28 protein-coding genes are annotated in these 25,477 nt (G+C 71.0%); 17 read left to right on the top strand and 11 right to left on the bottom strand.

Annotated features, from left to right (window positions below; all coding sequences use genetic code 11):
• Nucleotides 1-220: 220 nt before the first annotated feature.
• From U2P90_RS08280 to U2P90_RS08255, 6 genes are all read right to left on the bottom strand, one after another.
• Nucleotides 221-1,027 (bottom strand): ABC transporter ATP-binding protein, encoded by an 807-nt coding sequence (locus U2P90_RS08280; protein ID WP_322474542.1) that lies wholly within the window; start codon nucleotides 1,025-1,027, stop codon nucleotides 221-223.
• An 88-nt stretch (nucleotides 1,028-1,115) separates the two neighbouring features.
• On the bottom strand, nucleotides 1,116-2,135 hold the full coding sequence (locus U2P90_RS08275) for a FecCD family ABC transporter permease (RefSeq protein ID WP_322474541.1): 1,020 nt from the start codon (nucleotides 2,133-2,135) through the stop codon (nucleotides 1,116-1,118).
• Nucleotides 2,136-2,159: 24 nt separating this feature from the next.
• Nucleotides 2,160-3,086 carry an ABC transporter substrate-binding protein gene (locus U2P90_RS08270; RefSeq protein WP_322474540.1) on the bottom strand — a complete coding sequence of 309 codons (927 nt, stop codon included), beginning with the start codon at nucleotides 3,084-3,086 and terminating at the stop codon, nucleotides 2,160-2,162.
• 42 nt (nucleotides 3,087-3,128) lie between these two features.
• Complete coding sequence (locus U2P90_RS08265; RefSeq protein ID WP_322474539.1) at nucleotides 3,129-4,124, bottom strand: FecCD family ABC transporter permease; 996 nt, start codon at nucleotides 4,122-4,124, stop codon at nucleotides 3,129-3,131.
• Nucleotides 4,115-5,032: a sucrase ferredoxin gene (locus tag U2P90_RS08260; RefSeq protein WP_322474538.1), complete on the bottom strand. Its 918-nt coding sequence runs from the start codon at nucleotides 5,030-5,032 to the stop codon at nucleotides 4,115-4,117. Before U2P90_RS08260 ends, U2P90_RS08265 begins: the two co-directional genes overlap by 10 nt.
• A gap of 144 nt (nucleotides 5,033-5,176) precedes the next feature.
• On the bottom strand, nucleotides 5,177-6,139 hold the full coding sequence (locus tag U2P90_RS08255; RefSeq protein WP_322474537.1) for an iron-siderophore ABC transporter substrate-binding protein: 963 nt from the start codon (nucleotides 6,137-6,139) through the stop codon (nucleotides 5,177-5,179).
• A 269-nt stretch (nucleotides 6,140-6,408) separates the two neighbouring features.
• Between U2P90_RS08255 and U2P90_RS08250 the strand changes: the two genes are divergently transcribed.
• From U2P90_RS08250 to ftsZ, 7 genes are all read left to right on the top strand, one after another.
• Nucleotides 6,409-7,182 (top strand): AIM24 family protein, encoded by a 774-nt coding sequence (locus U2P90_RS08250; RefSeq protein WP_295816600.1) that lies wholly within the window; start codon nucleotides 6,409-6,411, stop codon nucleotides 7,180-7,182.
• 128 nt (nucleotides 7,183-7,310) lie between these two features.
• Complete coding sequence (murG, locus tag U2P90_RS08245) at nucleotides 7,311-8,492, top strand: undecaprenyldiphospho-muramoylpentapeptide beta-N-acetylglucosaminyltransferase (RefSeq protein ID WP_322474536.1); 1,182 nt, start codon at nucleotides 7,311-7,313, stop codon at nucleotides 8,490-8,492.
• Entirely contained in the window at nucleotides 8,489-9,898 is a 1,410-nt protein-coding gene (murC, locus tag U2P90_RS08240) for a UDP-N-acetylmuramate--L-alanine ligase (protein WP_322474535.1), read from the top strand. Before murG ends, murC begins: the two co-directional genes overlap by 4 nt.
• Nucleotides 9,895-10,797: a UDP-N-acetylmuramate dehydrogenase gene (locus U2P90_RS08235; protein ID WP_380103491.1), complete on the top strand. Its 903-nt coding sequence runs from the start codon at nucleotides 9,895-9,897 to the stop codon at nucleotides 10,795-10,797. Before murC ends, U2P90_RS08235 begins: the two co-directional genes overlap by 4 nt.
• A complete protein-coding gene (locus U2P90_RS08230; protein ID WP_322474533.1) occupies nucleotides 10,794-11,429 on the top strand; it encodes a cell division protein FtsQ/DivIB in 636 nt (211 codons plus the stop codon). Before U2P90_RS08235 ends, U2P90_RS08230 begins: the two co-directional genes overlap by 4 nt.
• On the top strand, nucleotides 11,426-12,745 hold the full coding sequence (ftsA, locus tag U2P90_RS08225) for a cell division protein FtsA (protein WP_295816608.1): 1,320 nt from the start codon (nucleotides 11,426-11,428) through the stop codon (nucleotides 12,743-12,745). The genes U2P90_RS08230 and ftsA overlap by 4 nt, the downstream gene beginning before the upstream one ends.
• A gap of 190 nt (nucleotides 12,746-12,935) precedes the next feature.
• Complete coding sequence (ftsZ, locus tag U2P90_RS08220) at nucleotides 12,936-14,006, top strand: cell division protein FtsZ (protein ID WP_295816656.1); 1,071 nt, start codon at nucleotides 12,936-12,938, stop codon at nucleotides 14,004-14,006.
• Nucleotides 14,007-14,090: 84 nt separating this feature from the next.
• Here the strand turns inward: ftsZ and pfkA are convergent, their stop codons facing one another.
• From pfkA to U2P90_RS08200, 4 genes are all read right to left on the bottom strand, one after another.
• A complete protein-coding gene (gene pfkA, locus U2P90_RS08215; RefSeq protein ID WP_295816610.1) occupies nucleotides 14,091-15,098 on the bottom strand; it encodes a 6-phosphofructokinase in 1,008 nt (335 codons plus the stop codon).
• Nucleotides 15,099-15,161: 63 nt separating this feature from the next.
• Entirely contained in the window at nucleotides 15,162-16,025 is an 864-nt protein-coding gene (rsmI, locus tag U2P90_RS08210) for a 16S rRNA (cytidine(1402)-2'-O)-methyltransferase (protein WP_322474532.1), read from the bottom strand.
• Nucleotides 16,026-16,033: 8 nt separating this feature from the next.
• On the bottom strand, nucleotides 16,034-16,246 hold the full coding sequence (locus U2P90_RS08205; protein WP_295816614.1) for a hypothetical protein: 213 nt from the start codon (nucleotides 16,244-16,246) through the stop codon (nucleotides 16,034-16,036).
• Nucleotides 16,243-16,671 (bottom strand): hypothetical protein, encoded by a 429-nt coding sequence (locus U2P90_RS08200; RefSeq protein ID WP_295816616.1) that lies wholly within the window; start codon nucleotides 16,669-16,671, stop codon nucleotides 16,243-16,245. Before U2P90_RS08200 ends, U2P90_RS08205 begins: the two co-directional genes overlap by 4 nt.
• A 78-nt stretch (nucleotides 16,672-16,749) precedes the next feature.
• Here U2P90_RS08200 and U2P90_RS08195 point away from each other — a divergent pair, with 78 nt between their 5' ends.
• From U2P90_RS08195 to U2P90_RS08155, 9 genes are all read left to right on the top strand, one after another.
• Nucleotides 16,750-17,190 carry a 23S rRNA (pseudouridine(1915)-N(3))-methyltransferase RlmH gene (locus U2P90_RS08195; protein ID WP_322474531.1) on the top strand — a complete coding sequence of 147 codons (441 nt, stop codon included), beginning with the start codon at nucleotides 16,750-16,752 and terminating at the stop codon, nucleotides 17,188-17,190.
• A gap of 26 nt (nucleotides 17,191-17,216) precedes the next feature.
• Entirely contained in the window at nucleotides 17,217-17,819 is a 603-nt protein-coding gene (locus U2P90_RS08190; RefSeq protein WP_322474530.1) for a GNAT family N-acetyltransferase, read from the top strand.
• A 72-nt stretch (nucleotides 17,820-17,891) separates the two neighbouring features.
• Nucleotides 17,892-18,365, top strand: a complete 474-nt coding sequence (locus tag U2P90_RS08185) for a hypothetical protein (protein ID WP_322474529.1) — start codon at nucleotides 17,892-17,894, stop codon at nucleotides 18,363-18,365.
• A 75-nt stretch (nucleotides 18,366-18,440) separates the two neighbouring features.
• Nucleotides 18,441-19,358: a phospho-N-acetylmuramoyl-pentapeptide-transferase gene (locus U2P90_RS08180; RefSeq protein WP_322474528.1), complete on the top strand. Its 918-nt coding sequence runs from the start codon at nucleotides 18,441-18,443 to the stop codon at nucleotides 19,356-19,358.
• Entirely contained in the window at nucleotides 19,359-20,309 is a 951-nt protein-coding gene (locus tag U2P90_RS08175; RefSeq protein ID WP_322474527.1) for a class I SAM-dependent rRNA methyltransferase, read from the top strand.
• Nucleotides 20,310-20,378: 69 nt separating this feature from the next.
• Complete coding sequence (locus U2P90_RS08170; RefSeq protein ID WP_295816625.1) at nucleotides 20,379-21,041, top strand: monothiol bacilliredoxin BrxC family protein; 663 nt, start codon at nucleotides 20,379-20,381, stop codon at nucleotides 21,039-21,041.
• Nucleotides 21,042-21,214: 173 nt separating this feature from the next.
• Complete coding sequence (locus U2P90_RS08165) at nucleotides 21,215-22,057, top strand: hypothetical protein (protein WP_295816627.1); 843 nt, start codon at nucleotides 21,215-21,217, stop codon at nucleotides 22,055-22,057.
• The gene (locus tag U2P90_RS08160) at nucleotides 22,054-22,458 is read left to right on the top strand and encodes a hypothetical protein (RefSeq protein WP_295816629.1); all 405 of its coding nucleotides are present in this window, start codon (nucleotides 22,054-22,056) and stop codon (nucleotides 22,456-22,458) included. Before U2P90_RS08165 ends, U2P90_RS08160 begins: the two co-directional genes overlap by 4 nt.
• A gap of 88 nt (nucleotides 22,459-22,546) precedes the next feature.
• Entirely contained in the window at nucleotides 22,547-24,067 is a 1,521-nt protein-coding gene (locus tag U2P90_RS08155; protein WP_322474526.1) for a HAMP domain-containing protein, read from the top strand.
• Nucleotides 24,068-24,146: 79 nt separating this feature from the next.
• On the opposite strand, the gene U2P90_RS08150 is transcribed toward U2P90_RS08155, so the two are convergent.
• Nucleotides 24,147-24,602 (bottom strand): PA2169 family four-helix-bundle protein, encoded by a 456-nt coding sequence (locus U2P90_RS08150; protein ID WP_322474525.1) that lies wholly within the window; start codon nucleotides 24,600-24,602, stop codon nucleotides 24,147-24,149.
• A 173-nt stretch (nucleotides 24,603-24,775) separates the two neighbouring features.
• On the opposite strand from U2P90_RS08150, the gene U2P90_RS08145 reads away from it, so the two are divergent.
• Entirely contained in the window at nucleotides 24,776-25,477 is a 702-nt protein-coding gene (locus tag U2P90_RS08145; RefSeq protein WP_322474524.1) for a YqjF family protein, read from the top strand.

Here is a 25,477-nt window from a genome sequence, read left to right as displayed (position 1 = left end):
CCGGCTGGGACGCCAATCTTTAGCTCCTCCCCCCTTGCGGGGGAGGCTGGGAGGGGGGTCGCGGGCGTAGCACGCCCTCGTGCTTGACGTCAATTTTCCACGCTGCCCCGAGGCGGCTGATTCTCATTTCACATCAGGCGTCTTGAGGGGAGCTGCCCCGCACGGGCGAACTCGCAGAGCTGCGCAGCAGAGGGGTTCGCCCGCCGTCCTACCTACTCCCCTACCGCGTCAGCGCATACGGAATCACGTGCGGGCGGCCGGTGTCCGGGTCACTCAGGATGTGGCCTTTCAGGTGGAACACGTCGCGCAGCAGGTCGTGGGTCAGGACGTCCTCGGCTGGCCCCTGGGCGTAGACCTCGCCGCCGTGCATGGCGATGATCTCGTCGGAGTAGCGGACGGCCTGGTTGAGGTCGTGGAGCACCATGACGACCGTCTTGCCCTGGTCGTGGTTCAGGCGGCGGGCCAGCTGCAGCACTTCCAGCTGGTGCGACTGGTCGAGGTAGGTGGTCGGCTCGTCGAGCAGCAGGATGTCGGTCTGCTGGGCCAGGCTCATGGCGATCCACGCCCGCTGGCGCTGGCCGCCGCTCAGAGCGTCGAGGGGCCGGCCGGCAAAGACGCGCATGCCGGTCTGGTCGAGCGCCCAGTGCACCGCCTGCCGGTCGTCCTCGCGGCGCACGGGAAAGCGGCCCTGGTGGGGGTGGCGGCCGAACCACACGAGGTCTTCCACGCTCAGGCCCTCAGGGGCAGTCGGTCCCTGGGGCAGGATGGCCAGGCGGCGGGCGACCTCGCGGCTGGGCAGGGTGTGCAGCGCCTGGCCGTACAGGTCGATGTGGCCGCCGCTGGTGGGCAGCAGCCGCGCCAGCGCCCGCAGCAGGGTGCTCTTGCCACAGCCGTTCGGCCCGATGATGCTGGTGACCTTCCCGCCGGGCAGCCGCAGGTCGAGGTTCGGGACGACGATGCTCTTGCCGTACCCGAGGGTGAGGCCGGTGGTCGCCAGGGGCGTGGTGGTGGAATCGGGATCGGTCATGGGGCCTTTCGCAGGGGAGCCGGGCACGGCACCGGACACGGGAACAGTAGCGGGCGGGTGGGGCGCGAGTCTGTGCAGCTGTGCCATATCACGCCGTCCGTCTCAGCAGGAACAGGAAATACGGCGCACCGACCAGGGTGGTGAACAGGCCGGCGGGCACCTCCAGCGGCGGCAGCAGGGCGCGGCCCAGGGTATCGGCGGCCAGCACCAGCAGCGCCCCCACGAGCATGCTGATGGGCAGCAGCCGCGCGTGCCGCCCCCCCACCAGTCGCCGCGCCAGGTGCGGCGCGAGCAGGCCCACGAAGCCCAGGATGCCCGCGCCCGTGACGGCGGCTCCCGCCAGGGCAACCGCGACCGTCAGGCTGAGCAGCCGGGCCACATTCACCCGTGACCCCAGACTGGTCGCCAGGTCTTCTCCCAGGTTCAGCACGTCCAGCGTGCGGGACAGCAGCAGGGCGGCGGGCAGCAGCACCAGCGCCCACGGCACGAGGCGAGCGGCGCGGGCACTGTCGGCGCCGTACACGCTGCCGGTCAGGAAGCTCAGGGCGGCGCCCAGACCGTCGGGGGCCCGCACCAGCACGAGCTGCTGCACGGCCCCCAGCGCGGCGGCCACCGCCACCCCCACCAGTGCCAGACGCACCGGATGCAGCGCGTTCGCACGCGGCCCACTCCACTCGCGCGACAGCAGCAGCACCAGCCCAAAGCCGGCCCACGCGCCGACCAGCGCAGCCCACGGCAGCCCACCGGGGGGCGACCCCGGCCATGCCAGCAGGAACACGGTGGCGGCCAGTCCCGCGCCCGCCCCCACGCCGATCAGATCCGGCGAGGCCAGCGGATTGCGGATCACGCCCTGGAGCACCGCCCCCGACGCGGCGAACATCGCCCCTGCCAGGACAGCCACGACGATCCGGGGGGCACGCAGGTCGATGACCAGCTGCCGCGTCAGGTCGTCCCCCCGGCCCAGGATGACCTGCACGACATCGCCCGGCGGCGTCCTGACCGCGCCGATGCCCAGGGCCAGCACCGCGAGCGCCAGGGTCGCGGCGGCCAGCAGCACGCCCAGCGTGACGGCGCGGGCGGTCGGGAAGGCCGGGCCGGGCGTGATCATAGATGCTGTCCCCTCATGCCCACATCACTCCCGGTAGCCGCTGGCGGGCGCGGCATCCTGGAGCAGCCGGCTCTCGATGGCCTCGCGCACCATGAGTTTCAGGGCCAGGGGGCCGCGTCCGCGTGTCCAGTTGTCGCGGTCGAAGACATAGACGCGCCCCCGCGCCACGGCGGGCAGCTTCTGCCACAGCGGGTTGCGGTGCCACGTCTCCGTGATCGGCGTCTCGTCCGGCGCGGTGAGCAGCACCAGCGTGTGCGGTTGCAGGGCGACCAGTCCCTCCAGCGAGACCTCGTACTGCGTCTGCCCGTCCTTGACCTTCAGCGCATTCGTGCGGCCCAGGGTCTCGAGGTAGCTGCCCACGAAACTCCCCTCGGTGTGCACCGTGACCGTGCGGGGTGTGACGACCGCCGCGACGAAGCCGGGCGCGCCGCGTTTCGTGAAGGCCCGCGCCTTGGCGTTCAGGGCCGCCTGGTCGGCCAGCAGCCGGCGGGCAGCGGCCTCACGCCCCACCAGCTGTCCGATGGCGAGGGTCTGGGCGTTCAGTTCGTCCACGGTGCTGCGGCGGCTCGGATAGACGGCGGTGGGGGCCAGTTTGCCCAGCTGCGGCAGCACGTCCTTGTGGATCAGGCTGTCGGCCAGGATCACGTCGGGCCGGGCGGCGGCGATGGCCTCCAGGCTGGGCTGGCCACGGCTGCCGGTGGCGGGGACACCCTTGACACGCGGCGCGAGGTACGGGGGCGCACCCCGGTCGCCGCCCTGGGTGCCCAGCGCCGCCCCAGCAGGCGTGACCCCCAGCGCGATCAGCGTGTCCAGAAACGAGTATTCCAGCGCCACGACACGCTTCGCGGGACTGTTCAGCGTCAGTGTACCCAGATCGTGTTTCACGGTGATGGCGGCGGCCACGGTGACCGAGGCGGCGGCCAGAGCAATCAGGGTCGAGCGGAGGTTCATTGACACCTTCCTTGGTGACACGGAGCGGTTGGCGTGGACACCTCACCGGCTCCGGCGGGCGATCAGGACGAAGAAGGGCGCTCCCACGGCGGCGACCAGGATGCCGACCGGCGTCTCGGCCGGGCGATCCACGAGGCGGGCGGCGACATCAGCACCGACGAGCATGGCCGCGCCCAGCAGCGCCGACACGGGCAGGCTGAAGCGGTGATCCGGGCCGACCAGCACCCGCGCGGCGTGCGGCACGATCAGCCCGACGAAGCCGATGGGGCCGACCACGCTGACCGACGCGGCGGCCAGCAGCACCCCGAGCAGTGTGACGAGGGCCGAGTCGCGTTCGGTGCGGGCCCCCAGGCCACGCGCCACGTCCTCGCCCAGGGCCAGGACGTTCACGCGCGGCGTGAGCAGCAGCGCCAGCAGCAGCCCGACCAGCATCCAGGGCGCGATCTGCGCCACATGCTCCCAGCCGCGTCCGGCGAGGCTGCCCGCCAGGGTGGACAGCGCCGCCTGGGCGCGTTCCTCCCACAGGATCTGGATGGCCCGGCTGGCGGCCCCGGCCAGACTGGCGACCGCCACACCGGCCAGCGCCAGCCGCAGCGGCGTGACGCCCACGGAGCGCGCGACGCTGTAAGCGGCCAGCGCCGCCAGCAGGCCCCCGGCGAAGGCAGCGGGCACGAACAGCCACGCGGGCGCGGCGGGAAAGAACACCACGGCGGTCAGGATGCCCAGTGCCCCGCCGGCCTCGACCCCCAGGATGCCGGGATCGGCCAGCGGGTTGCGGGTCACCGCCTGGAGGAGCAGGCCGGACACGCCCAGCCCCGCCCCGGCCAGGGCCGCGACCAGCGTGCGCGGCAGCCGCAGCGTGTGGATCACGAGGCTCTCGGTGCTGGTATCCGGATGCAGCAGCAGGCCCGGCAGACGGTTCAGCGGCAGGTCGCTGGCCCCCAGCGCCAGGGATGCCAGTCCGGCGAGCAGCAGCAGCGCCGCGCAGAGCGGCAGCCACGTGATGCGGGTGAGGACACCGGGGCGGGTCAGTGCCATGCCACGCGGTACTGCCGCACGTCGGACTGTGTGGCCGAGTGGCTCGAATCGGTCACGCTCAGGAGGTCGTGGGTGACGGTGGCCCGCACATGTCCGCGCTCGCCCTGCCAGTCGTAGTGCAGCGTCACGTCGTCGCCGTCCACATCGGCCCAGCGGTGGGCGTCCAGCCACGACCAGCCGTGCTGCACAAGCAGGTCACGGTCGAGCACCTGGGCCACGGGCGGCAGACCACTGAAGCCGCGCAGATTCCGGGCGACCTGTGCGGGCGGCACCTCGCGGCGGGCGACCTGCATAGCCAGCGCCGGGGTCAGGTGGGCCCACAGCAGGCCGCTGGGCAGTTCCACGGCGGTGGCGGCAAAGCGGTGCCCGCCGAAGTGGCCGGTGCGCCACGCCCGGACGCCACTGTCCGCGAGGTGCTGGTAGACCGGGACGCCGTAGCGCCCGCACGCGGCGTCCACCGTGCCGTGCGTGCAGACATGGATGTCCGGCCCCGCTGGCACCGGCTGTTCATCCCAGGCGTGCAGATTCTGCGGGTCAAGCAGTGTGTCAATCAGGCCATGTGCCCACTCCGTCTGCGGAAGCTCGCTGGCATAGTCGCGCCGCGTGTAGCCGCCCGCACCGAGCGTGTGATGCCGGACGCGCAGGGGTTGACCGCGTGTGGCCGGGGCACTCATCAGCAGGCCGAAGCCCGCGCCGCTGGCCTCGACCTTGCCGCGCAGGCGCTCGAACAGCTGGTGGTGTTCCGGTGTCCAGTTCGCCACGTCGCGCACCGTCGCCCACACCGGGACATTCAGCTCCAGCACCGTGACCTCCTGCCAGTGGGGCGCGGTGCCGACCGGGTCTTCCCCCAGCGCGAGCGACACGTCCGAGCACAGCGGCCGCCGGGCGGGGCGGTCAGTGGCGGTCACAGGCACGGCTCACACGGGTTCCATCCTCTTCCCGGTCACCCAGGAACGCACCGGATGTCCGTCCATCGCCTGGAATCCGTGCGTTCTCTGTCCAGTCGGATTGAACCCGCAGGACGGCACTGCGGGATTCAACCGGCATCCCGCTCACTTCATCTTCCCCAGGATCACGCGCGTCAGGTCGTTGCTGTTGCGCACGCTCACCAGGGGGCCGGTGTAGGCGCTGAAGTCCTCGGGGACATACACGACGCTCTGGGCGGCCAGCCGCTGGCCGATGGCGGTCTTCTGGAAGGCCTCCACGCCGTTGTACTTGCCGCCGGGGGGGAACAGCACGACCAGGGTCTTCCTGTCCAGGCCCAGCAGGGCCTCGTCACTGATCTGGGCCCCGACCCCCAGCGTGGTCTTGCTCGCGCTGTAGCCGTCCTTGAAGCCCAGGGCCTTCAGATCCGGGATCAGGCGGGTGTCGGTGTAGACCCAGTTCTGCCCACCCGCGAAGGGCGCGACCACGATCACCTTGGGGTAGGTGCGGAACACGCCGGCCTCGGTCAACTTGCGGCCGTTGGCGCGGTTGGTGTCCGACACGGCCTTGATGACCTGCTCGGCCTGCACCTGCCGCCCGAACACGCGGGCCAGGTCGCGCAGCCCCTTCTGCCAGAAGCCGGTGCCGCCCTCCTTGTACCCGACGGTGGGAGCGATCTTACTCAGGTTGTCGTAGTTCTGGTTGCCGTCCCAGGTCAGGCGCACGATCAGGTCAGGCTTCAGGGCCGTCACGACTTCCAGGTTGGGTTTCTGCCAGTCCCCGACATACGCGGGATTACCCAGCTTGGCCCGGCCGAAGTAGCCGCTCTTCAGGACATTGGGCTTGATGGTCGTGCCGCTCACGTCGCTGGGGGTCAGGTACACGCTGCCCAGACCCACGATGCGGTCACTGAGGCCCAGCGCGGCGATCCAGCCCAGGGATTCCTCGTCCATGACCACGATCCGTTTGGGGTCACGCGGCACGGTCGCCCGGCCCTCGTCGTGGGTGATGGTGACGCCCTGGGCAGAGGCGGTGCCAGCAGCAAGGACAGCAGAGGCCAACAGCATGGAGTTCAGGAAGGCGGTCATCATGGCGGCCAATATCGATTAATCCGAGTGGATTAGTCAAGTTACGGGTGTCGGGTGAGTCCTGGGGCCTGTGGCGCAGGCCGGGAGGCCCACACGGAGACGTGCTCCTGCCCGCCGTGGGCCCGGTCGGTCGCGCCCCCCCGGAGGGCAGGGGCCGGGCCGCGGTGCAGCGCTCGCCGTGGGATCGTCATCCGCTGACCCGGCCGTGCGGGTGCCGGTCACCGCACTCCGGTTCGGAACCTTCGCCCGGCAGCCGTCGTACAGTGCCCCGTATGACAAACATGCATCCAGGCAGTGACGGCACGTACTCCCTGCGCGACTTCGTGGCGCAGACCGCCGAGCGCGACCAGCCGGGGGACGTCTTCGAGCTGGAATCCAGCAAGATGCTGGAGGTCAAGGTCAACGGCCGCGTGTGGAGCAAGCTCGGGGCCATGATCGCCTACAAGGGCAACCTCAGCTTCAAGCGCGAGGGCACGCTGGAAGGCGGCCTGATGAAGGCCCTGAAGCGGGCCGTGAGCCAGGAGATGAGCCCCATGGCCAAGATCGAGGGCCGGGGCGTGGTGTATCTGGCCGATCAGGGCAAGGAAATCCAGATCCTGCGGCTGGCGGGCGATACCATCAACGTCAACGGCAACGATCTGCTGGCCTTCGAGGACAGCGTCCAGTACGACATCACCATGCACCGGCGCATGGCGGGCATGGCCTCGGGCGGCCTGTTCAGCGTCCGCGTCAGTGGGCAGGGCATGGTGGCGATCCTGTCGCACGGCAAACCGCTCACGCTGCGCGTCACGCCGAACGAACCGATCTTCACCGACCCCAATGCCACCATCGCGTGGAGCGGCAGCCTGATGCCGCAGCTGCGGGTGGATTCCTCCCTGCGCTCGATCTTCGGGCGCGGCGGCGGCGAGACCTACCAGATGGTCTTCCAGGGCGACGGCTTCGTGGTCGTGCAGCCCTACGAGGAATTCGAGGCCGGCATGGTGGGCGGCGAGAGCAGCAGCCACGGCGGCGGTATGGGCCGCGCCCTGGGTGACCTGTTCGACTGAGCACTGGGTCGGGAACGGCAGCGTGGGCAACACCGCCCCGCTGCCGTTCCCGTTGTGCGCCGTCCCGCACCGTCCCTGCCCAGAACCGGGCACGGGGTCATGGCCATAAAGCACTACACTTCCCCCCGATGAGTCTGGTCGTGTTGGCAACGGGGGGAACGGGCGGGCACATCTATCCGGCGGTGGCGACCGCGCGGGCACTGATGGCACGGGGACACCGGGCGCTGCTGCTGGGGCAGCGGGGCGGGATGGAGGAGCGCGTGGCCGCCGAGCAGGGCCTTGACTTCCGGGGCGTGGAGGCCGGGAAGCTGGCCCGCAGCGGCCAGGGCCGCGCCGACCCCCGCGAACTGCTGCGGGCCGGCGCCGGGGTCATGCAGGCGCGGTCGCTGCTGGCGCAGCTCAGGCCCGGCGTGGTGGTCGGCTTCGGTGGCTTTGCCAGCCTGCCGGGGGTGCTGGCCGCCCAGGCACTGCGGATCCCGACAGTGCTGCACGAGCAGAACGCCCGGCTGGGCCTGACCCAGCGGCTGGCCGTGCGCGGCGCGAGAGCCGTGGGTACCGCGTATCCGGAGGTCGTGGGGCTTGATCCCCGCAAGGGCACCCTGGTGGGGATGCCCGTGCGCGAGGAGCGCCTGCCCCGAACCGAGGCGCTGGCGCGGCTGGGGCTGCAGGATGGCCCGCTCACCATCTTCGTGATGGGCGGGTCGCAGGGCTCGCTGTTCCTGAACAATGCCGTGCCCGACACGCTGCGCAACATCTTCGGGGGCGAGGGTCTGGTCGATCATGACCTGGGCGTGCTGACCCCGCGCATCGACCTGGACTTCGGCGGGGCGCCCACCGCCCCGCCCCCGGAGCTGGGGGCCGGCGTGCAGGTCATCCACTCGACCGGCAAGCGCTGGATGAACGATGTGGCCCCGCGCGTGCGCGACCTCGACTGGTACCACGTGAGCGGCTACGTGGACGCCGTGGCCGCGTGGAGCGCCGCCGACCTGGCGATCACGCGCGGCGGCACCGGCACCCTGGCCGAGGCCGCGTTTCACGGCGTGCCGCTGATCATGGTGCCGCTCCCCGAATCCGCCGAGAACCACCAGTGGCACAACGCCATGACGGTGCAGCGGGCCGGGGCGGGACGTGTGGTCGAGCAGCAGGAGGTCGGCAGAGCGCTGGGAGCGGCGGTGTTAGAGTGTGCGGCAGCAGGCACCCGGATCGCGATGCGGACGGCCGCCCAGAAACGCTCTCAGCCCGGCGCGGCCGAGCGCTTCGCGGATCTGGTCGAACGCCACCTGACTCCGGCCGCCGCCACGACGACATGACCCACTTCCTCCCTGACGGCTCCCCTTCGGACACGCCCACCCTGCACTACCACCTGATGGGTATCGGTGGCATCGGCATGAGCGCCTTCGCGCGGCTGCTCGCAGCGCGCGGACAGCGTGTGAGCGGCTGCGACGCCTCCGCATCCGACCTGACCGCCCAGCTCCAGGCCGAGGGGATCGAGGTCGCGGTCGGGCACGGTGCGGCCCATATCACCGCCGCTCCCTTCGGGCCCATCGACGTGCTGGTGGCCTCCGAGGCCGTGCCCAAGGATCATCCGGAACTGGTGGCGGCGCGGGCGGCGGGCACCGAGGTGCGCCCGCGCATGGCGCTGCTGGACGAACTGCTGGACGTCCCGGACAGCGTCGGTGTGATCGGCACGCACGGCAAGACGACCACCACCTCCATGATCGCCGTGGCGCTGGCCGGCGCCGGCCTCGATCCGGCCGCCTTCGTGGGCGGCATCGTGCCCGAGTTCGGCAGCAACGCCCGCGTGGGGGCCGGCCCCTTCGTGGCCGAGGTGGACGAGTCCGACCGTGGCTTCGCGGCCCTGCGCTGCGGCACCGCCGTGTTCACGAACGCCGAGGACGATCACGTGGGCGGCAACCAGGCGACGTACTGGGAGACCGTCGAGGAACAGCACGCCGGCTTCGCCCGCTTCGTCGCGCAGTCCGGGCGTGTCCTCCTGTGTGCCGACTGGCCGGGCCTGGACGCGCTGTGTGCCGGCAATCCCCACCGCGTGAGCTACGGGCAGGCGGCCGGGGCCGACTACCGCGCGGTGAACCTCCGCCCGGACGCCGATGGCACCGATTTCACGGTGACCGTCCACGGAGCCGTGATGGGCATGGCGCGGGTGGGGCTGCCGGGCACGCACAACGTCCTGAACGCGCTGGCCGCGCTGGCGGTCACGCACCTGCACGGCGGCGACTTCGCGCAGGCGGCGGCGGCGCTGGCCGCGTTCCGGGGACCGGGTCGGCGCTGGCAACGTATCGGGGAGCTGAACGGTGCGCTGGTCATCGACGATTACGCGCACAACGCCACCAAGGTCGCGGCGGCGGTGCAGGCGGCGCGGCAGACCGGGCGGCGCGTGCGGGTCGTCTTCCAGCCGCACCGCTACCTGCGCACCCAGCAGTCGTGGCCCCGGCTGGCCGATGCCCTGATGGACGCCGACGAGGTGCTGCTGCTTGACATCGCCGCCGCGTCTGAACCGCCCATCGAGGGCATCCACGCCACGCTGATCTCGCAGCGCATGGCCGAGCAGGGGCACGCCGCGACTCGCTACATGCCGGACCGGGCCGAGGTCGTGCGCACCCTGCGCGACACCGCCGGGCCGGGGGATATCATCGTGACCATGGGCGCAGGCGACGTCTGGAAGCTGTCGCGGGAACTCGCGGGCGTGCCCGCATGACGGGTGGGGGCGTGACCGATCGGACGGTCAGCCGCACGGGGGCACGGGTCGAACGCCTGCCCCTGGCCCGCTTCACCACGCTGGGTGTGGGCGGCGAGGCCGAGGTGTGGTCTGTGGCGTCCGCCGCCCAGCTCGCCGAGGCGATGGAGCAGCCCTACCGCGTGCTGGGCGGCGGCAGCAACCTGGTGATCGCCGACGAGGGTGTGCCGGAGCGGGTGATCCGACTGGCCGGGCCGCTGGCGGAACGCGACCTGACGCCCGATCCCGGGCTGAGCAGCGCCGACGAGATCGTGACTGGCTGGGTGGGGGGCGGCGTCCCCCTGCCCGGCCTGATCCGGCAGCTCCAGAAACTGGGCCTGAGCAACCTGGAGGGCACGGTGGGCATCCCCGCACAGGTGGGCGGCGCGGTGTGGATGAACGCCGGCACCCGCTACGGCGAGATGTTCGACGGCCTGCATACCATCGAGATCGCCACGCCGCAGGGGACGGTGCAGGTCACACCGGCGGATCTCGCGTGGGGCTACCGGGACAGCGGCATCCCCCGCAACCACGTGGTCACGCGGGTGCGCCTGAAGCTGCGCCGGAGCACCCCAGAGGACGTGCTCGCAAAGATGGACTTCGCGGATCAGGCCAGGAAGGGCCAGCCCAAGATGAAGACGCCGGGCTGCGCGTTCAAGAATCCAGGCGGCGTGAGTGCCGGACGGCTCATCGACGAGGCCGGTCTGAAGGGTACCCGGATCGGGAACGCCCTGATCGCGCCGGAGCATGCCAACTTCATCGTGAACCTGGGCGGTGCGACGGCTGCCGACGTCCACGCCCTGCTGGACGTGATCCGGGGGCGGGTGGCCGTGCCCCTGGAACTGGAGTACGAGCTGTGGCCGACCCAGGGGCAGCCGTGACCGCGCCCGGCCCCGCCGCGCCTCCACGCCCGCGCTGGCCGTGGATCGCGGGAGCCGTGGTGGCGGGCGCGGCGCTGGCCGCGTCGTGGTTCGCGCTGCCGGTGCGGCAGATCGGGGTGAGCGGCAACGTGCAGGTGCCGGCCGCACAGATCAAGCAGCTGGCCGGCGCACACGCGGGTTTCGGGTGGCTGTACTACGGGTCGTGGCGGGCACGCGGCCTGCTGGACAGCCCGTGGATCGAGTCGGCGGTCGTGACCCGCCGCTTTCCCGACCGGGTCTCGATCACGGTGACCGAGCGGCGGCCGGTGGCCCGCTGGAATGCCGGATCGGCCGTGCAGGCCGTGGCAGCGGACGGCACCGTCATGCCCGGCGGCCGTGGTCTGGAACGCCTCCCGCTGATCGAGGGCTGGGGGCCGGACCGGCACCGGGACGCCCTGCGGGTGCTGTCGGCCCTCTCCGCGTACAATGTCAGGTCGGTGACGTACACACCGGCTGGTCTGCGGGTGAAGTTGCCCACGGGCTCGATCTGGAGTGGCGACCTCGATTCCCTCCTGAAGTATGCTGGGAGCATCACCATGTATCCGAATACCGACCTTGCTATTTACCCCTGGGGGGTGAGCGTCCAGGAATGAAGGACAACCCGATCATCGTGGGCCTGGACATCGGCACCACCAAAATCACCACCGTCATCGGCGAGGTCGCCGAGGGCGGCAACGTCGACATCATCGGCGAGGGCAGCATGCCCAGCGAGGGCATGAAGCGCGGCTCGGTCGTCAATCTGGAGCGGGCCACCCACGCCATCCGCCAGTCGGTACAGGCCGCCGAGCGGGTCAGCGGCGTCAAGGTCGACCGCGTGTTCGTGTCGGTGGCCGGCAACCACGCCAAGGCCATCACCAGCCACGGCCTGGCCGCCATCCGGCGCAACCAGGAGATCGCGCAGCCCGACGTCGACCGGGCCATCGAGAACGCCCGCGCCGTGCCGCTCGACCCCAACCTGGAGATCATCCACACCCTGCCGCAGGAGTACGTCGTGGACGGCCAGGAAGGCATCAAGAGTCCGGTCGGCATGCACGGTGTGCGCCTGGAGGTCGATGTCCACATCGTCGCCGGCACGGCCGGGCCGCTGCTGAACCTGCGCCGCTGCGTGCAGGAGGCCGGACTGCAGGTGAGCGGCTTCGTGCTGCACGCCCTGGCGTCGGGCCTGGCCACGCTGGAGGCCGCCGAGCAGATGCAGACGGTCATCGTGGTGGACATGGGCGGCGGCACCACCGACGTCGGCGTGTTCAAGCGCGGCAACCTCGCGCACTCGGCGTGCATTCCCATCGGCGGGGAGCACGTCACGGCCGATCTGGCGCAGATCCTCAAGATCCCGCTGGAAGAAGCCGAGAACGTCAAGAAACGCTATGGCGCGGCCCTGCCGGAACTGGCCGACCAGGATCTGACGCTGGAGATCACCACGGCGTCAGGCAGCACGCACGCCATCAGCGCCTTCGAACTGTCGCGCATCATCAAGCCTCGCCTGGCCGAGATCTTCTCGCTGATCCGCGACGAGATCGACCACACCCTGGGCCCCGTGGAGCTCGTGGCCCAGGGTGTGGTGCTCACCGGCGGCGCGGCCAGCCTGCGCGGTGTGGCCGATCTCGCCCGCGACCGCTTCCGGCTGCCGGTGCGGGTGGGCCGACCGCGCGGGATCGGTGGCCTGAATGACATCGTGAATGGCCCCGCGCACGCGGCCAGTGTGGGACTGGTGCTGTACGGCATCGGACAGGACGGCAAGGTGCCGCACACCGTGTTCCGCGACGATCCCAACAAGGATCAGATCGAGGGTCTGGATCTTCCGCCCGTCATCGTGCAGCCGCCGGTCATCGCCGAGCAGAAGGCCGGCAAGACCGGCGGAGGCGAGGGCTTCGTCGACCGGATCCGCAACCTGTTCAAGGACTGGCTGTAATCGCCGGTTCCTGCCGCCCGCCCGACACGTCGCAGTGTCAGGCGGGCCTCTCCGTACCGACGCGGCACCGCGGGCGCGGCGACCGACCGGGCTGGTCACGCCGTGCCCGGCCTCTGCGAAGGTGCGCTAAACTACCCCGAGTTGAACCGGCCCCCCTGCACAGAGGCGGCCGTTCCTGCAAGGAGACATGATGCAAGCGGCCAGAATTCGCGTGATTGGCTTGGGCGGGGCGGGCAACAATGCCGTCAACCGCATGATTGAGAGCGGACTCGAGGGTGTCGAGTTCATCGCCGGCAACACGGACGCGCAGGTGCTCGCCAAGAGCCACGCCGAGATCCGCATCCAGCTCGGTGACCGCCTGACCCGTGGCCTGGGGGCCGGCGCCGACCCCGAGGTGGGTGAGAAGGCCGCGCTGGAAGACCGCGAACGCATCAAGGAGTACCTGGACGGCACGGACATGCTGTTCATCACGGCCGGCATGGGCGGCGGAACCGGCACCGGCAGCGCGCCGGTCGTCGCCGAGATCGCCCGCGAGATGGGCGTGCTGACCGTCGCCATCGTGACCCGCCCGTTCCGCTTCGAGGGGCCCAAGCGCCAGCGCGTCGCCGAGGAGGGGATCAGCAAGCTCGCGGACCGCGTGGACGGCATGATCGTCGTGAACAACGAGAAGCTGCTCACCGCCGTCGACAAGAAGGTCTCGTTCCGGGAGGCCTTCCTGATCGCCGACCGCGTGCTGTACTACGGCGTCAAGGGCATCAGCGACGTCATCAACGTGGACGGCATGATCAACCTGGACTTCGCGGACGTCCGCAACCTGCTCGCGAACAGCGGCACGGTGCTGATGGGCATCGGCGCGGGGCGCGGCGAGAAGGTCGCCGAGGAAGCCGCGATGAGCGCCATCCACTCGCCGCTGCTGGAGCGCGGGATCGACGGCGCCCGCCGCATCCTGGTGAACGTCACGGGCGGCTACGACCTGTCCATGACCGACGCCAACGAGATCGTCGAGAAGATCCGTGAGGCGACCGGCTTCGACGACCCGGACATCCTGTTCGGCATCACGCCCGACGAGGCTGCCGGCGACGAGGTGCGCGTGACCGTGATTGCCACCGGCTTCAACGACACGACCATCGGCATCGCCTCGGGCCTGCGTGGGCCGAGCGTCGAGACCTTCGTCAAGCCGGTGCGCGGCGGCGGCAGTGGTGGCTACGATCCCAAGGACTATGACATCCCGGCCTTCCTGCGGAACGTCGAGCGGGACTGACGAGAGCAGGAGGCTCAAGGAAGAAGGCAGAAGGCCCGGGGAATCCCGCCTTCTGCCTTCTTCGGTCGGCCACCGGCCGCGCCGCTACACGCTCAGCGTCTTCGCGCAGCGGTACAGGTCGCGGCTGACGTCCTTGCGCTTTTCCCAGGTCTCCTGCAGCGGTGTGTACGTGATGCCGCCCGCGCCGCGCCCCACCATGACGTTGCTGCGGCCCTCCATCAGCGCGTACACAGACGCCTCGCCCAGACGGCTGGCGAGGATGCGGTCGGAGCTGACGGGGCTGCCGCCGCGCTGGATGTGGCCCAGGATGCTGACGCGGGTCTCGTAGCCGGTCTCGGCCTGGATGGCGTCCGCGACGGCCTGCGCGCCGCCGGGGTAGCCCTCGGCCACGATGATGATGCTGCCGAGCTTGCCCTTGGCGACCGAGTCCTTGACGGCGGCGATCGCGTCCGACACGGGTTTGCCATCTTCAGGGATGAAGACCTCCTCGGCGCCGCCGGCCACCGCGACGTCCAGGGCGATGTGCCCGGCGTGGCGGCCCATGACCTCGATCACGAAGATGCGCTCGTGGCTGGCCCCGGTGTCACGCAGCTTGTCCACGGCGTCCAGGGCGGTCTCGACCGCCGTGAAGTAGCCGATGGTGTGGTCGGTGCCGTACAGGTCGTTGTCGATGGTGCCGGGCACGCCGATCACGGGCACGCCGTGCTCCTGCTGGAGGAAATGCCCGCCGTGGAAGCTGCCGTCGCCACCGATCACGATCAGGCCGTCCACGTTCCACTCGCGCAGGTGACGCGCGCCGCGCTCACGCCCCTCCGGCGTGCGCCACGTGTGACTGCGCGCCGTGAGCAGGATGGTGCCGCCGCGCTGGATGGTGTTGGCGACGTCGCGGGCACCGAGCAGGTGCAGTTCGCCCCGGTGCAGCCCGGAGAAGCCCCGGCGGACGCCGACGACCTCGATGCCCTCGAAGGTCGCGGTGCGGACGACGGCCCGGATGGCCGCATTCATGCCGGGAGCGTCGCCACCGCTGGTGAGGACGGCGACGCGCTTGATACCGGCAGGGTTGGAGTGGTGGGTGGGGGTGGGTTCGGTCATGAAGCGTCTCCGTTGGGGTGGGCGGGGTTCGGCCGTGGCCCACAGGCGTCCCGGCACCGACCCCTAGGCCGTCGAATCCTCCGGGGTGGCCGCGCCGGTGACCTGCAGGGCCAGGGCATATGCGTCATTCTTACGCAAACCCCGCGCGACCAGCAGATCACGTATATCCCGAACGGAGTGCCCGCCGGCAGCCAGCGCCGCCGCCTCGGCGTGGTGCGTGTCAGGGCCGGTCGCCTCGGGGGGCGCGGTCTGTCCGCCCACGACGATCACGATCTCCCCTCTGACGTCGGCGGCGAACCGTGCCGCCAGCTCGTCCAGGGTGCCCCGCGCGGTCTCCTCGAACTTCTTGCTCAGTTCGCGGGTCACGCTCGCGGGCCTCTGCGAACCGCAGGCCCCGGCCAGATCCCGCAGCGTGGCGCCCAGCCGGTGGGGGCTCTCGTACACGATGCTGGTCTCGGCGCGCGCCGCGACCGCCGCGAGCCGCTCCTTGCGCTCGCGGCCCGAGCGGGGCAGGAAGCCCTCGAAGGTGAACCGTCCGGTGGGCAGGCCCGAGAGCACCAGCGCCGGGACGAAGGCGGTCGCGCCAGGCAGCACCTCGACCGGGATACCGGCGGCCAGCGCCGCCGCGACCAGTTCCGCGCCGGGATCGCTGATGCCGGGCGTGCCGGCATCCGAGACGTACGCGAGCCGGGGGTGCTGCTCCAGCACCGCCGCCGCGCGGTTCATGGTGTGTGCGTCGAGCCGCACCAGCGGCCGGCGGATCCCCAGGTGCGTCAGCAGGGCGCCGCTGCGGCGGGTGTCCTCGCATGCGACGGCGTCCGCGTTCCGCAACACCTCGACGGCCCGCAGGGTGATGTCGCCCAGGTTGCCCACCGGGGTCGGCACCAGCCACACGCGCGGTTCCGGAGTGCCTGCGGTGTCAGTCATGCCCTGTGTCAGTCATGTCCCGGCGTGTGTGCTCCGAGGGCCAGGCCAGGCGTGGGCTTCAGGCGGATCCTGACCTTGCGCGGGCCGCGCAGCACCCCGGCGATCCGGGCCCGCAACAGTTCGCCCTCGCCGACCGTGACGGTCACGATGGTGCCTTCCGGCAGCCGGGCGCCCACCACGACCACCACCCCATTTTCCACGACGCCCTTGTAGGCCCTCATGCTTCCCTCCCCTGCGCGCGGCGCTGCCGCCGCTGCGCCCTGGCCAGCGCCTCACGTAATGCCACGATCTCGGATTCCCTCGCGCCGCCCAGCCGGGCGTAGCGATCAATCACCTCTGAAGCCTCCCGTCTGCGGTCGAGCCGGAGCAGCAGTGCGCCCAGATGCTCGCCCCCCACAAAATACGCACGTGGGTTCTGCGGATCGGCGCGAACCTGCGCCCGCGCCGCCTCCAGCCGCTCCATGGTGCGCCGGTAGCGCCCCACCTGCCAGCGCACCAGAAACGTCGCCGCCGCAAAGGTCAGCAGCGCCCCCAGCACCGACACGCTGACGGCCTCCGGCACGCCCACCTGCGCGCCCAGCCGCACCGACAGCGGAAAGCAGAAGGCCAGCACGACCAGCACGGCCAGTGTCGCCGCGTAGTTCACGGCGCACCTGCCGCCGGCCCGCTGTCCCTCATGCCGCACAGTGTAGCGGGCCAGTGCAATTCGGATAGGCTGCCCGGCGTGCGGCTGCACCTGATCACTGTCGGAGAACCGAAACTCGCGTATGCCCGTGCGGGCTGGGACGAGTACGAGAAGCGGCTGCGGCGCTACCACAAGGTTCAGGTCACCCGCGTGGCCGGCAAGACCCAGGCGCTGGAGAGTGAGGCCGTGCGCCGGGCGGCGGGGCGTGCCCCCCTGATCCTGCTCGATCCGCGTGGGCAGCAGTTCACGTCCGAGGGGCTGGCCGCCTTTCTGGAGGGCCGCGCCGTGGGAGGCGACGGCGAACTGGCCTTCGCGGTGGGTGGCCCCGACGGCCACACTGACGACCTGCGCACCGGGGCGGCGGCGCTGTGGAGTCTGGGGCAGCTGACCCTGCCGCACGACCTGGCGATGGTGGTGCTGGCCGAGGCGCTGTACCGGGCATCGACCATCACGGCCGGGGAGCCGTATCACCGGGGATGAGCGCTCGACACTTCTACACTGACGGCATGACCGACGCCCTGCCTGACGCCGAGTGGCTCCTGGCCCCGACCCTGTCTGGCCACACCGTCACCCTGGAGGCCCTGACCGAGAACCATGCCGCCGACCTGGCTGCCGGGGCGGACGACGACACCGTGCGCTTCCTGTCGCGAGGCGGCCCGGACGCGAACACGCCCGCCGGGTGGGCCGGGTATGTCGCGCGCCTGAACGCCCTGCCCGCCCGCGTGAACTGGGCCGTGCTGGTGGGCGGCGTGGCGGTCGGCCGGATCTCGTTCAGCGAGGTCCGGCCCGCCGACCGCTGGGTCGAGATCGGCACCATGCTGCTGCCCGCCGCACGGGGCGTGGGCGTGAATCCCGATGCCAAACGCCTGCTGATGACCCGCGCCTTCGAGGTGCTCGGCGCGAACCGCGTGCAGTTCAAGGTCGATGCCCGCAACGAGCGCTCGCGGCGGGCCATGCACAAGCTCGGCGCAGTGCAGGAGGGTACCCTGCGGCAATACCAGCTTCGTCCCGACGGCTACGCGCGGGACTCGGTGATGTTCAGCGTGCTGCACGGCGAGTGGCCGGCGGTGCGGGCCACGCTCGACGCCCGCGTGGTGGCCGGCCGCTGACCCCGGGTTCCGGAGGCCGATATGAGACGGGCCGGAGGATTGTCAGAAAGCCTCTGGTAGCGTGGGTCACGTATGTTCCGCTCCAGCGTCTTCCAGTGGGTGCGTGCCCTTGCCTGGGCCGGCGCCGTGACACTTCCCGGCAGTGCCCACGCCCTGATCGTGCCCATGCCCGGCTGGGTGCCGGTCAACGGAGACGCGAACATCTGGACAGACTCGACCGGCAAGTGCGTGATGCGCGAGGAGCGCTACGGCCAGGCCTTCCCGACCTTCCGTTCCCCCGAGGACGCCCGCACCTTCGCGCTGAAGCTCCAGACGTCGCTCGACGCGCGCGTGGACGCGGTGGTCACGCAGCCGGTCGACCGGGCCGGCAACTGGGGCGTGCTCGCCGCCTACGACTACGTGCAGGCGGGCGCGACCTACCGCGTGTCGCAGCTGTACCTGAGTGACCGCGGCATCCTGCGCACCATCACCGGCAGTTCCGCCACCACCGGGGCAGATGCCTGCGTGAACGCCATGCGCGACTTCATCCGCTATCTGGCGAACTGAGCGGAACCGGGCGGCGTGGCCCGTGCTAACCTCGCCGCTTGAGATGACGCTTCCTGACTTCCCGAGGTTCCGGCCATGACGGTCATCGTCGCGCTGCTGTCGTGGTTCCTGGTGGGCCTGTTCATCCGGGTGAGCAAGGCGCGGGGCTGGGGCCAGCCGATCCGCGTGGACGGCCCCGCGCACCAGCACAAGGAGGGCACCCCCACCGCCGGCGGCGTGCCCTTCGTGCTGGCCATGACCGCGGTGTTCTTTCCGCTGTACCTGACCGGACACGCGGGCGGGACGCGCGAACTGGTCATCATGCTGGCGGCCCTGGCCATGGGCGTGATCGGCGGGATCGACGACCTGCTGAAGGTACGCTCGCGCATGGTGGGCGGCAAGAAGGAACTGCTGGCCCGCGAGAAGTTCCCAATGCAGATCATCGTGGCGCTGGTGTTCGCGTACGTCGCCGCGCCGCTTGCCTCGCACGAACTGCTGCCGGGCCTGGGCTTCTGGGGCGACGTGGCGCTGCTGACCTTCGTGATGGTCGGCTCCGTGAACGCCTTCAACTTCGCCGACGGACTGGACGGCCTGCTGGGCGGCATCGCGATCATCGTGCTGCTGCCGATGTTCGCGCTGTCGCCGGCGGCGGCGCTGCTCACGGGGGCGCTGCTGGGTTTTTTGTGGTTCAACGCCCATCCGGCGCGGGTGTTCATGGGCGACATGGGCAGTCACGCCATCGGGGCGGTCGCGGCCGGGGCGTACATCCTGTATGCCGACGTGTGGCTGCTGCCCATCGCGGCGATCATGCCGGTGATCGCGGTGCTCAGCGTGGTCATCCAGGTGATCTCGTTCCGCACGCGCGGCAAGCGGGTGTTCAAGATGTCGCCCATCCAGCACCACTTCGAGCATCCGGACGTCGGGTGGCCCGAGACCCACGTCGTCATGCGCTTCTGGATGGTCACGGCGCTCGCCACCGCCGGGGTGTGGTGGCTGCTGGGCGGCCGGCCCTGAGTGGCCACGCCCCTGACTGATCCGGCCCCGCCCACCGCCCGCCGTGCCCACCTGCCGGCCGGCGGCACGACCATTTACCGCGCGGTACATACCACCGAGACCGGCGGCGTATACGCGCTGGACGTGGCCGGGGACGCCGGCATCCTGAACCTGTACGCCCCGCTGCCGCCCGCCGAGGAACAGCGGCTGGCGGCCGACTGTGCCCGCGCCGCTGGACTGGCCGGCGTGTATGTGAAGCGCCGCCCGCCCGAGGCCCGGCATCTCGCCAACGTGGCCCGCGAGCACCTGTCGCCGCCCGATCCCATCTGGGGCGACCCCCGCCCCGAGGTCACCGCGCTGGAAGGCGGCGTGCCCTTCGTGATCCGGCCGGGGGCCGACCTGAGCGTGGGGCTGTTCACGGACGCCCGGCCGGCGCGGGCCTGGCTGCGTGCGAACGCCCCGCAGCGCGTGCTGAACACCTTCGCGTACACCTGCGGCTTCGGCGTGGCGGCGGCCCTGGGCGGGGCACGTACCGTGAAGAACGTGGATCTGTCGCGCAAGGTGCTCGCGTGGGGCCAGGAGAACTACGCCCTGAGCGACCTGGAGGCCCCAGACACCGATTTTCTGTACGGCGACGTGTTCGGGTGGCTGACCCGGCTGCACCGGCGCGGCGACGTGTTCGACGTGGTGGTGCTCGACCCGCCGGGCTTCTCGCGCAGTAAGGACGGCGTGTGGCGGGCCGAGCGGGACTATCCCGGCCTGATGGCATCGGCGGCGGCCGTGACCGCGCCGGGCGGCCGGGTGCTGGCCCTGCTGAACCACGCCGGGGTGGACGCGGCGGCCTTCGAGCGCTCGTGCCGCGCGGGGCTGGCCCAGGCCGGCCGCGCCGGCCGGCTCCGTGAGCGTCTGGGCGCAGGCGAGGACTACCCCGGCGCGGCGCACCTGAAGGTGCAGGTGTGGGCACTGGACTGAGCTCTGGGCGTCCAGATGACTTGTGCCCCGCCTCACTTCGTTTTCTAAAGCGGAGCGTATGCTGTGGTCATGACCCAGACCCAGGACACCCACAGCGACGCCGCGACGCCGGCCCAGGTGCTCGTGCCCCTGACCACCCCCGAGGCCGTGGACACCTTCCTGAAGGACTACCCGCTGGCCGCCGTGTTCAAGGCCGGGACGTGCCACAAGACCATGCAGGGCTTTGGGGTGCTGGAGACCTTCCTCCAGAAGCACGACCTGCCCGTGGGCTTCATCCGCGTGGTGGACTGGCGGCCCGCGAGCAACCACGTGGCCGAGCTGACCGGCATCACGCACCACAGCCCGCAGCTGATCCTGTTCCAGGACGGCCAGCCCCAGTTCGAGGTCAACAACTGGGACATCACCCCCGAGGTGCTGGCCCCGGTCTTCACGGCGCACGTGCCGGCCCGTGCCGGCGTGGCGACGGTCGCCACAGACGGCGGCGTGGAGCCCTACCGCCGCCTGATGCGCGCGTATCTGGACGGCCAGCTGTCCGACTGGGCCTTCCAGGATCAGTACGTCAACATGTTCCGCGACGACGCCAGCCTGCGCAGCCAGCGTGAGTTCGAGGCCCTGTCGCGCCTGTTCGGCGATCCCGACGCGTACCACGGCGGCCTGCACCAACTGGGGGCACCGCAGCAGCGCGGTGACCTGCGCCCCAGGGTCGAGGCCCTGCTGGCCGAACTGGGCTGAGTCCCGGCACCATCCTGACGCCCCGGCACGCATCCGCGTGACCGGGGCGTGACGTTTCTCACAGATGTAAGCTGCCCGTAAGACGCGCCGCGGTGTCATGACGGCGTTTCCTCCGGGTGACTCCACCTCACGACCCTGCGATCACGCTGCCTCATCCGAGCGACTGGACGTTCATGACCCCACCCGACACGCTGCCCGCCACCACCGAACCTCTTCCGGCTCCCGAGGATCAGGCCGTCTATCTGGGCCTGAGCACCGACCACTATCCATGGACTGACATCACCATTGACCTCGCCGTGCGGCAGGGCCAGGGCCTGAGCGGCATCTTCGATGCCCGTCAGGACGGCCGCTGGGCGCGGTTCGTGTGGCTGCGTGGCGAGCTGCTGGGCGGCTTCACGTGGGGTGGGCAGGAGGTCACGTGGGCCACCGCCACGCTGGCCCTGCCCCGCGCCCACGTCAGCCTGACCGTCCAGGAGCCCCGCGTGGTGCAGCTCCTGTGGTCGAGCCGCTCCAGCACCCCCCAGCCGCTCGCCGAGCCCTGGCCCGGCGTGCAGGAGGGCCTCCAGCGGGACATGTTCACGGGAGTCGTGCTGGGCGGCGGACACAGCAGCTACTGGGAAGCCGGCCAGATCCAGGCCGGTACCGTGCCGCCGCCAGGTACGGCCTGCCTGACGATCACCCCGTACAGCGAGATCAGCGCCGCGCAACTCGCCGGGTTCTGGCAGGCGCTGCTGGTCACCGTCAACCGGTCGGTGCCGCTGGAGACCACATGGCGGGAGGTCTGCACCCGGCTGTGCAGCACCTACGACTGCCTGGATCCCTTCGCCCAGGAGATCGTCCTGCGCGGCGGCCACCTGTTCGTGGATCCGGAACTGTCGCTGCAGCAGATCCGGCCTGCGCTGCTGGCCGCCCTGCGCGGCACCCTGTCCCGACTCGGCGTGCGCCTGAACGACCTGCCCCTCATGGAACTGCGGGCACGCCCGGAATGGACGGCAGCCGGACTGGAGACCCTGTGACCCCCCTGACGTGGCCCGACGGCCTGAGCGACACCACCCCCATGCCCTACCGCGTGTGGAAGGTCATGCACCACGTGGACGGCACCCGCCAGGCCGGCGACGTGGCCCGTCTGGCCCACACCACCCTGGCGGACGTGCAGGCCCGCGTGGACGAGGCGCACCGCTGGGTGGGCCAGGCCGTCCGGCGCGAACAGCAGGTGGAGGACGCCACGGCGCGGGTCGTCACGCAGTGTCTCGCGGCCGCGGTGGGCCCGCTGGCGTCCGTCATGGTGGACGAGGTGCTGGATGACCTGGGTCACCCGGTGACCCTGAGTGCGCTGCTCGCGTCACTGGCCGCACAGCTCCCGCCGGACCGCGCCCAGCTCTTCGTCCGCCAGCTGCGGGAACGGGGCATGGCATGACGCCGGGTCACCGCGAACGCACCCCACGCTCCGCCGCGCCCTGCGGCACCACACGGCCCTCCGGCACACCAGACTCAGGGAGACCCACATGAAGTACACCGTCGTGATCAGGCAGGCCGTGGGCGACTCGGCCCGGGAGCACCTCGAACAGCAGCTGACCGAACGCTTCGGCCTCGCACCCGAGCAGGCCGCCCGTCTGGCCTCACGGCGCACCGGTCGCCTGATGAAACCCACCAGCCGTGCCCGCGCCGAACTGCTGCTCGGCCTCTTCGAGGCCGTCGGGGCCGATGTCAGCCTGGAGAGTGTGCGCGACGAGACCACGATGCTCAGCGAGCCGTTCCAGGCCGTGGGTGACGTGGCCCCGGTGTCCCGGCCCCCGGTTGCCGACGATGTCGTCCTGGCGTCGTCCCGTGCCCTGCTGGCCGAGGGCGCCTTCGGCGGTGCCAGCCCGACCTGGCCGAGTGCCCCGGCCTCCATGACTGCGCCGGTCACCCCGCTGCCCTCCATGCCGGCGGCCGCCCAGACGGCGGTCTTCGCCGCTCCGGAGCCCGTCCGGTCGTCGTCGGGCGCCGCACCCACAGGGGCCATGCACGCCACCACGGCAGATGTGCTGGCGCTGGAACCCACGCCCAGTCCCTTCGGCCGGCTGACCGCAGCGGCCCCGGGCGATCTGGGCAGCGTCCGGGCGCCTGTCCCCGAGGAGGACGTGTGGTCGGACTTCACCGGCGCCCTGACCATGCACGAGGCCGCCAGCGTGCCCGAGCCGCGCGCCGAGGAGGTCGTGCCGGTCGTGCTGCCCGTCGCGCCCGACGACCGTGGCAGCGTGGCGGTCGGCGGCACCCGTGTCCCCCTGTCGCGGCGCCTGCAACTCGCCACGCTGCTGCCCCTGGCGCTGGCCGCCGCCGTGACCCTGCTGCTGCTGAGCGCCCTGCTGCCCCGCATGCAGAACCAGGTCGTGCAGGATCAGGCCCGCACGCTGGCCGCCACGCTGGGCACCACCCTGCCCACCGGCAGCGAGAGCATCGCGTATATGCAGCTCGACACCGCCCTCAAAGACCCGAACGTGGCCTTCGTACGCATCGAGAAACCGGGCGGGGTGAGCTACCTGCGTTCCAAGGACGCGGCCCAGAACGACGGCTGGAACAGGGAGGTGGCGCAGTGGACCACGGCCCACCCCGCGGGCGGCACCATGAAGCTGGCCGGGGCGTCCTACGTCGTCACGCGCCTGTCGGTGGTCGAGAACGACATCGGGCAGCCGACGGCCCTTCCGGTCGCGGCCGAGAAGGGAGCGCTGATCCACCGCGTCACCATCGGCCTGCGCAACGAGGCGTTCCGGGCGAACCTGCGCAACACCATCCTGCTGGTCATCTTGACCTCGCTGTTCAGTCTGGCGATCGCGGCGTACCTGGCCAACCGCGCCGCACGCGCGGTGGTGCTGCCCATCGAGCAGCTCGTCAAATCCGCCGACGCGATCAGTATGGGCGACCTCTCGCGCCCGGTCACCATCGACCGGAACGACGAGATCGGCGACCTGGCCCAGGCCCTGGAACGCATGCGGGTCAGCCTGGAGTCCGCCCTGGAGCGCCTGCGCCGCCGCAAGCGCGAGTAGAGCGCCCCCCCACGATCAGGACAGCCCATCAGGGCGGCGGGCCGGGATACACCCGGCCCGCCGCCCTGATGCCCGCCGGTCAGTCGGCCTTCATGCCCCGCTTCAGATCACGGATCTGGTCGTGGCTGGCCTTGACCTTGGCGTACTGGGCCTCGACAACGCTGCGCACGTCCGCCGGGAGCTCCGCGTCGTCCAGCACATCCTGATAGTTCTGGATGGCGACGTCCTCACCGCGCTCGGCCTCGGCCACCACGGCGTAGTCGTCGCGTCCGGTCACGGCGTCGCGGACGTTCAGCCACGTGCGGTGAAGGGCCGCACCGACGCTGCCGCCCTCGCGGGGGGTGTCGCCCAGGCGCGTGACGTGCTGCTCGATCTCCGTCGCCAGGGTGGCCCGCTGCCCGCTGCGCTCGGTGAACAGGGACTTGAGCTGCGGATCGGTGGCATGCTCGGCGGCGTCGGCAAAGCCCTTCTCGCCGTCGCGGAGGGTGCCCAGCAGTTTGTTCAGTCTGTCCTGTACCTGGTCGTTGCTCATCATGGCAGTCTCCTTGCGGCCCTTCCCAGGGCCGGATCAAGCTCCCCGAGCGTAGGGGGGGGACTGTGGCCGAACGTGTGCGCCCCGCTACGAACGCCGTTCACGCAACATTGACCAGACCGGCACGAAGTGTCCATCTGTGCCCGAACCTTCAGGCCAGCCGGTACGCTGCAGCCATGACCGACCGCCCCTGGGTGCTGCGCATGACGTGGCGTGATCTGTGCTTCATGCACTGGCCGGTGCGTGCCGAGCTGCTGGCACCGACCCTGCCGCGGGGGCTGACGCTCGATACGCGCGGCGGCCAGGCGTGGCTGGGCGTGGTGCCCTTCACCATGACCGGGGTCGCGCCCCGTGGCGTGCCGGACGTCCCCGGATTGAGCGCCTTTCCCGAGCTGAACCTGCGGACGTACGTGACGGCAGGCGGCGTCGGCGGCGTGTGGTTCTATTCGCTGGACGCCGCCAGTCCCGTGGCCGTGCGGCTGGCCCGCGCCCTGTTCCATCTGCCCTACTTCGACGCGCGGATGTGGGCCACGACAGAGAACAGCATCACCCGCTACGCAAGTCTGCGCACGCACCGGAACGCGCCCGAGGGCCGGTTTGCCGGGGCATACCGGCCGGTCGGTGACCCCCTGAGCGTGGCCTCCGGCAGCCTGGAGGACTGGCTGACCAACCGCCTGTACCTGTATTCCGCCGATCCCGCCGGACACGTGTACCGGGGCCGCATCCACCACACGGCGTGGCCCCTGCGCCGCGCCGAGGCCGTGATCCGCGAGAACACCCTGGCCGACCGCCTGGGCGTGACCCTGACGGGCGAACCGCATCTTCTGCACGCGCAGACCCTGGACGTGCGGGCCGAGTGGGTCGAGCGGATCACGTGA

Source organism: Deinococcus sp. AB2017081 (assembly GCF_034440735.1).
GTDB lineage: Bacteria > Deinococcota > Deinococci > Deinococcales > Deinococcaceae > Deinococcus > Deinococcus rufus.
Note: the sequence above shows the minus strand (reverse complement) of the source record. Positions and strands in the feature narration are given on the sequence as shown.

Coding starts and splice junctions, on each gene's coding strand:
- U2P90_RS08280 (WP_322474542.1), bottom strand. CDS start 1,027: ATGACCGATCCCGATTCCACCACCACGCCCCTGGCGACCACCGGCCTC.
- U2P90_RS08275 (WP_322474541.1), bottom strand. CDS start 2,135: ATGATCACGCCCGGCCCGGCCTTCCCGACCGCCCGCGCCGTCACGCTG.
- U2P90_RS08270 (WP_322474540.1), bottom strand. CDS start 3,086: ATGAACCTCCGCTCGACCCTGATTGCTCTGGCCGCCGCCTCGGTCACC.
- U2P90_RS08265 (WP_322474539.1), bottom strand. CDS start 4,124: ATGGCACTGACCCGCCCCGGTGTCCTCACCCGCATCACGTGGCTGCCG.
- U2P90_RS08255 (WP_322474537.1), bottom strand. CDS start 6,139: ATGATGACCGCCTTCCTGAACTCCATGCTGTTGGCCTCTGCTGTCCTT.
- U2P90_RS08250 (WP_295816600.1), top strand. CDS start 6,409: ATGACAAACATGCATCCAGGCAGTGACGGCACGTACTCCCTGCGCGAC.
- murG (WP_322474536.1), top strand. CDS start 7,311: ATGAGTCTGGTCGTGTTGGCAACGGGGGGAACGGGCGGGCACATCTAT.
- murC (WP_322474535.1), top strand. CDS start 8,489: ATGACCCACTTCCTCCCTGACGGCTCCCCTTCGGACACGCCCACCCTG.
- U2P90_RS08235 (WP_380103491.1), top strand. CDS start 9,895: ATGACGGGTGGGGGCGTGACCGATCGGACGGTCAGCCGCACGGGGGCA.
- ftsA (WP_295816608.1), top strand. CDS start 11,426: ATGAAGGACAACCCGATCATCGTGGGCCTGGACATCGGCACCACCAAA.
- ftsZ (WP_295816656.1), top strand. CDS start 12,936: ATGCAAGCGGCCAGAATTCGCGTGATTGGCTTGGGCGGGGCGGGCAAC.
- pfkA (WP_295816610.1), bottom strand. CDS start 15,098: ATGACCGAACCCACCCCCACCCACCACTCCAACCCTGCCGGTATCAAG.
- rsmI (WP_322474532.1), bottom strand. CDS start 16,025: ATGACTGACACCGCAGGCACTCCGGAACCGCGCGTGTGGCTGGTGCCG.
- U2P90_RS08205 (WP_295816614.1), bottom strand. CDS start 16,246: ATGAGGGCCTACAAGGGCGTCGTGGAAAATGGGGTGGTGGTCGTGGTG.
- U2P90_RS08190 (WP_322474530.1), top strand. CDS start 17,217: ATGACCGACGCCCTGCCTGACGCCGAGTGGCTCCTGGCCCCGACCCTG.
- U2P90_RS08185 (WP_322474529.1), top strand. CDS start 17,892: ATGTTCCGCTCCAGCGTCTTCCAGTGGGTGCGTGCCCTTGCCTGGGCC.
- U2P90_RS08180 (WP_322474528.1), top strand. CDS start 18,441: ATGACGGTCATCGTCGCGCTGCTGTCGTGGTTCCTGGTGGGCCTGTTC.
- U2P90_RS08170 (WP_295816625.1), top strand. CDS start 20,379: ATGACCCAGACCCAGGACACCCACAGCGACGCCGCGACGCCGGCCCAG.
- U2P90_RS08165 (WP_295816627.1), top strand. CDS start 21,215: ATGACCCCACCCGACACGCTGCCCGCCACCACCGAACCTCTTCCGGCT.
- U2P90_RS08155 (WP_322474526.1), top strand. CDS start 22,547: ATGAAGTACACCGTCGTGATCAGGCAGGCCGTGGGCGACTCGGCCCGG.
- U2P90_RS08150 (WP_322474525.1), bottom strand. CDS start 24,602: ATGATGAGCAACGACCAGGTACAGGACAGACTGAACAAACTGCTGGGC.
- U2P90_RS08145 (WP_322474524.1), top strand. CDS start 24,776: ATGACCGACCGCCCCTGGGTGCTGCGCATGACGTGGCGTGATCTGTGC.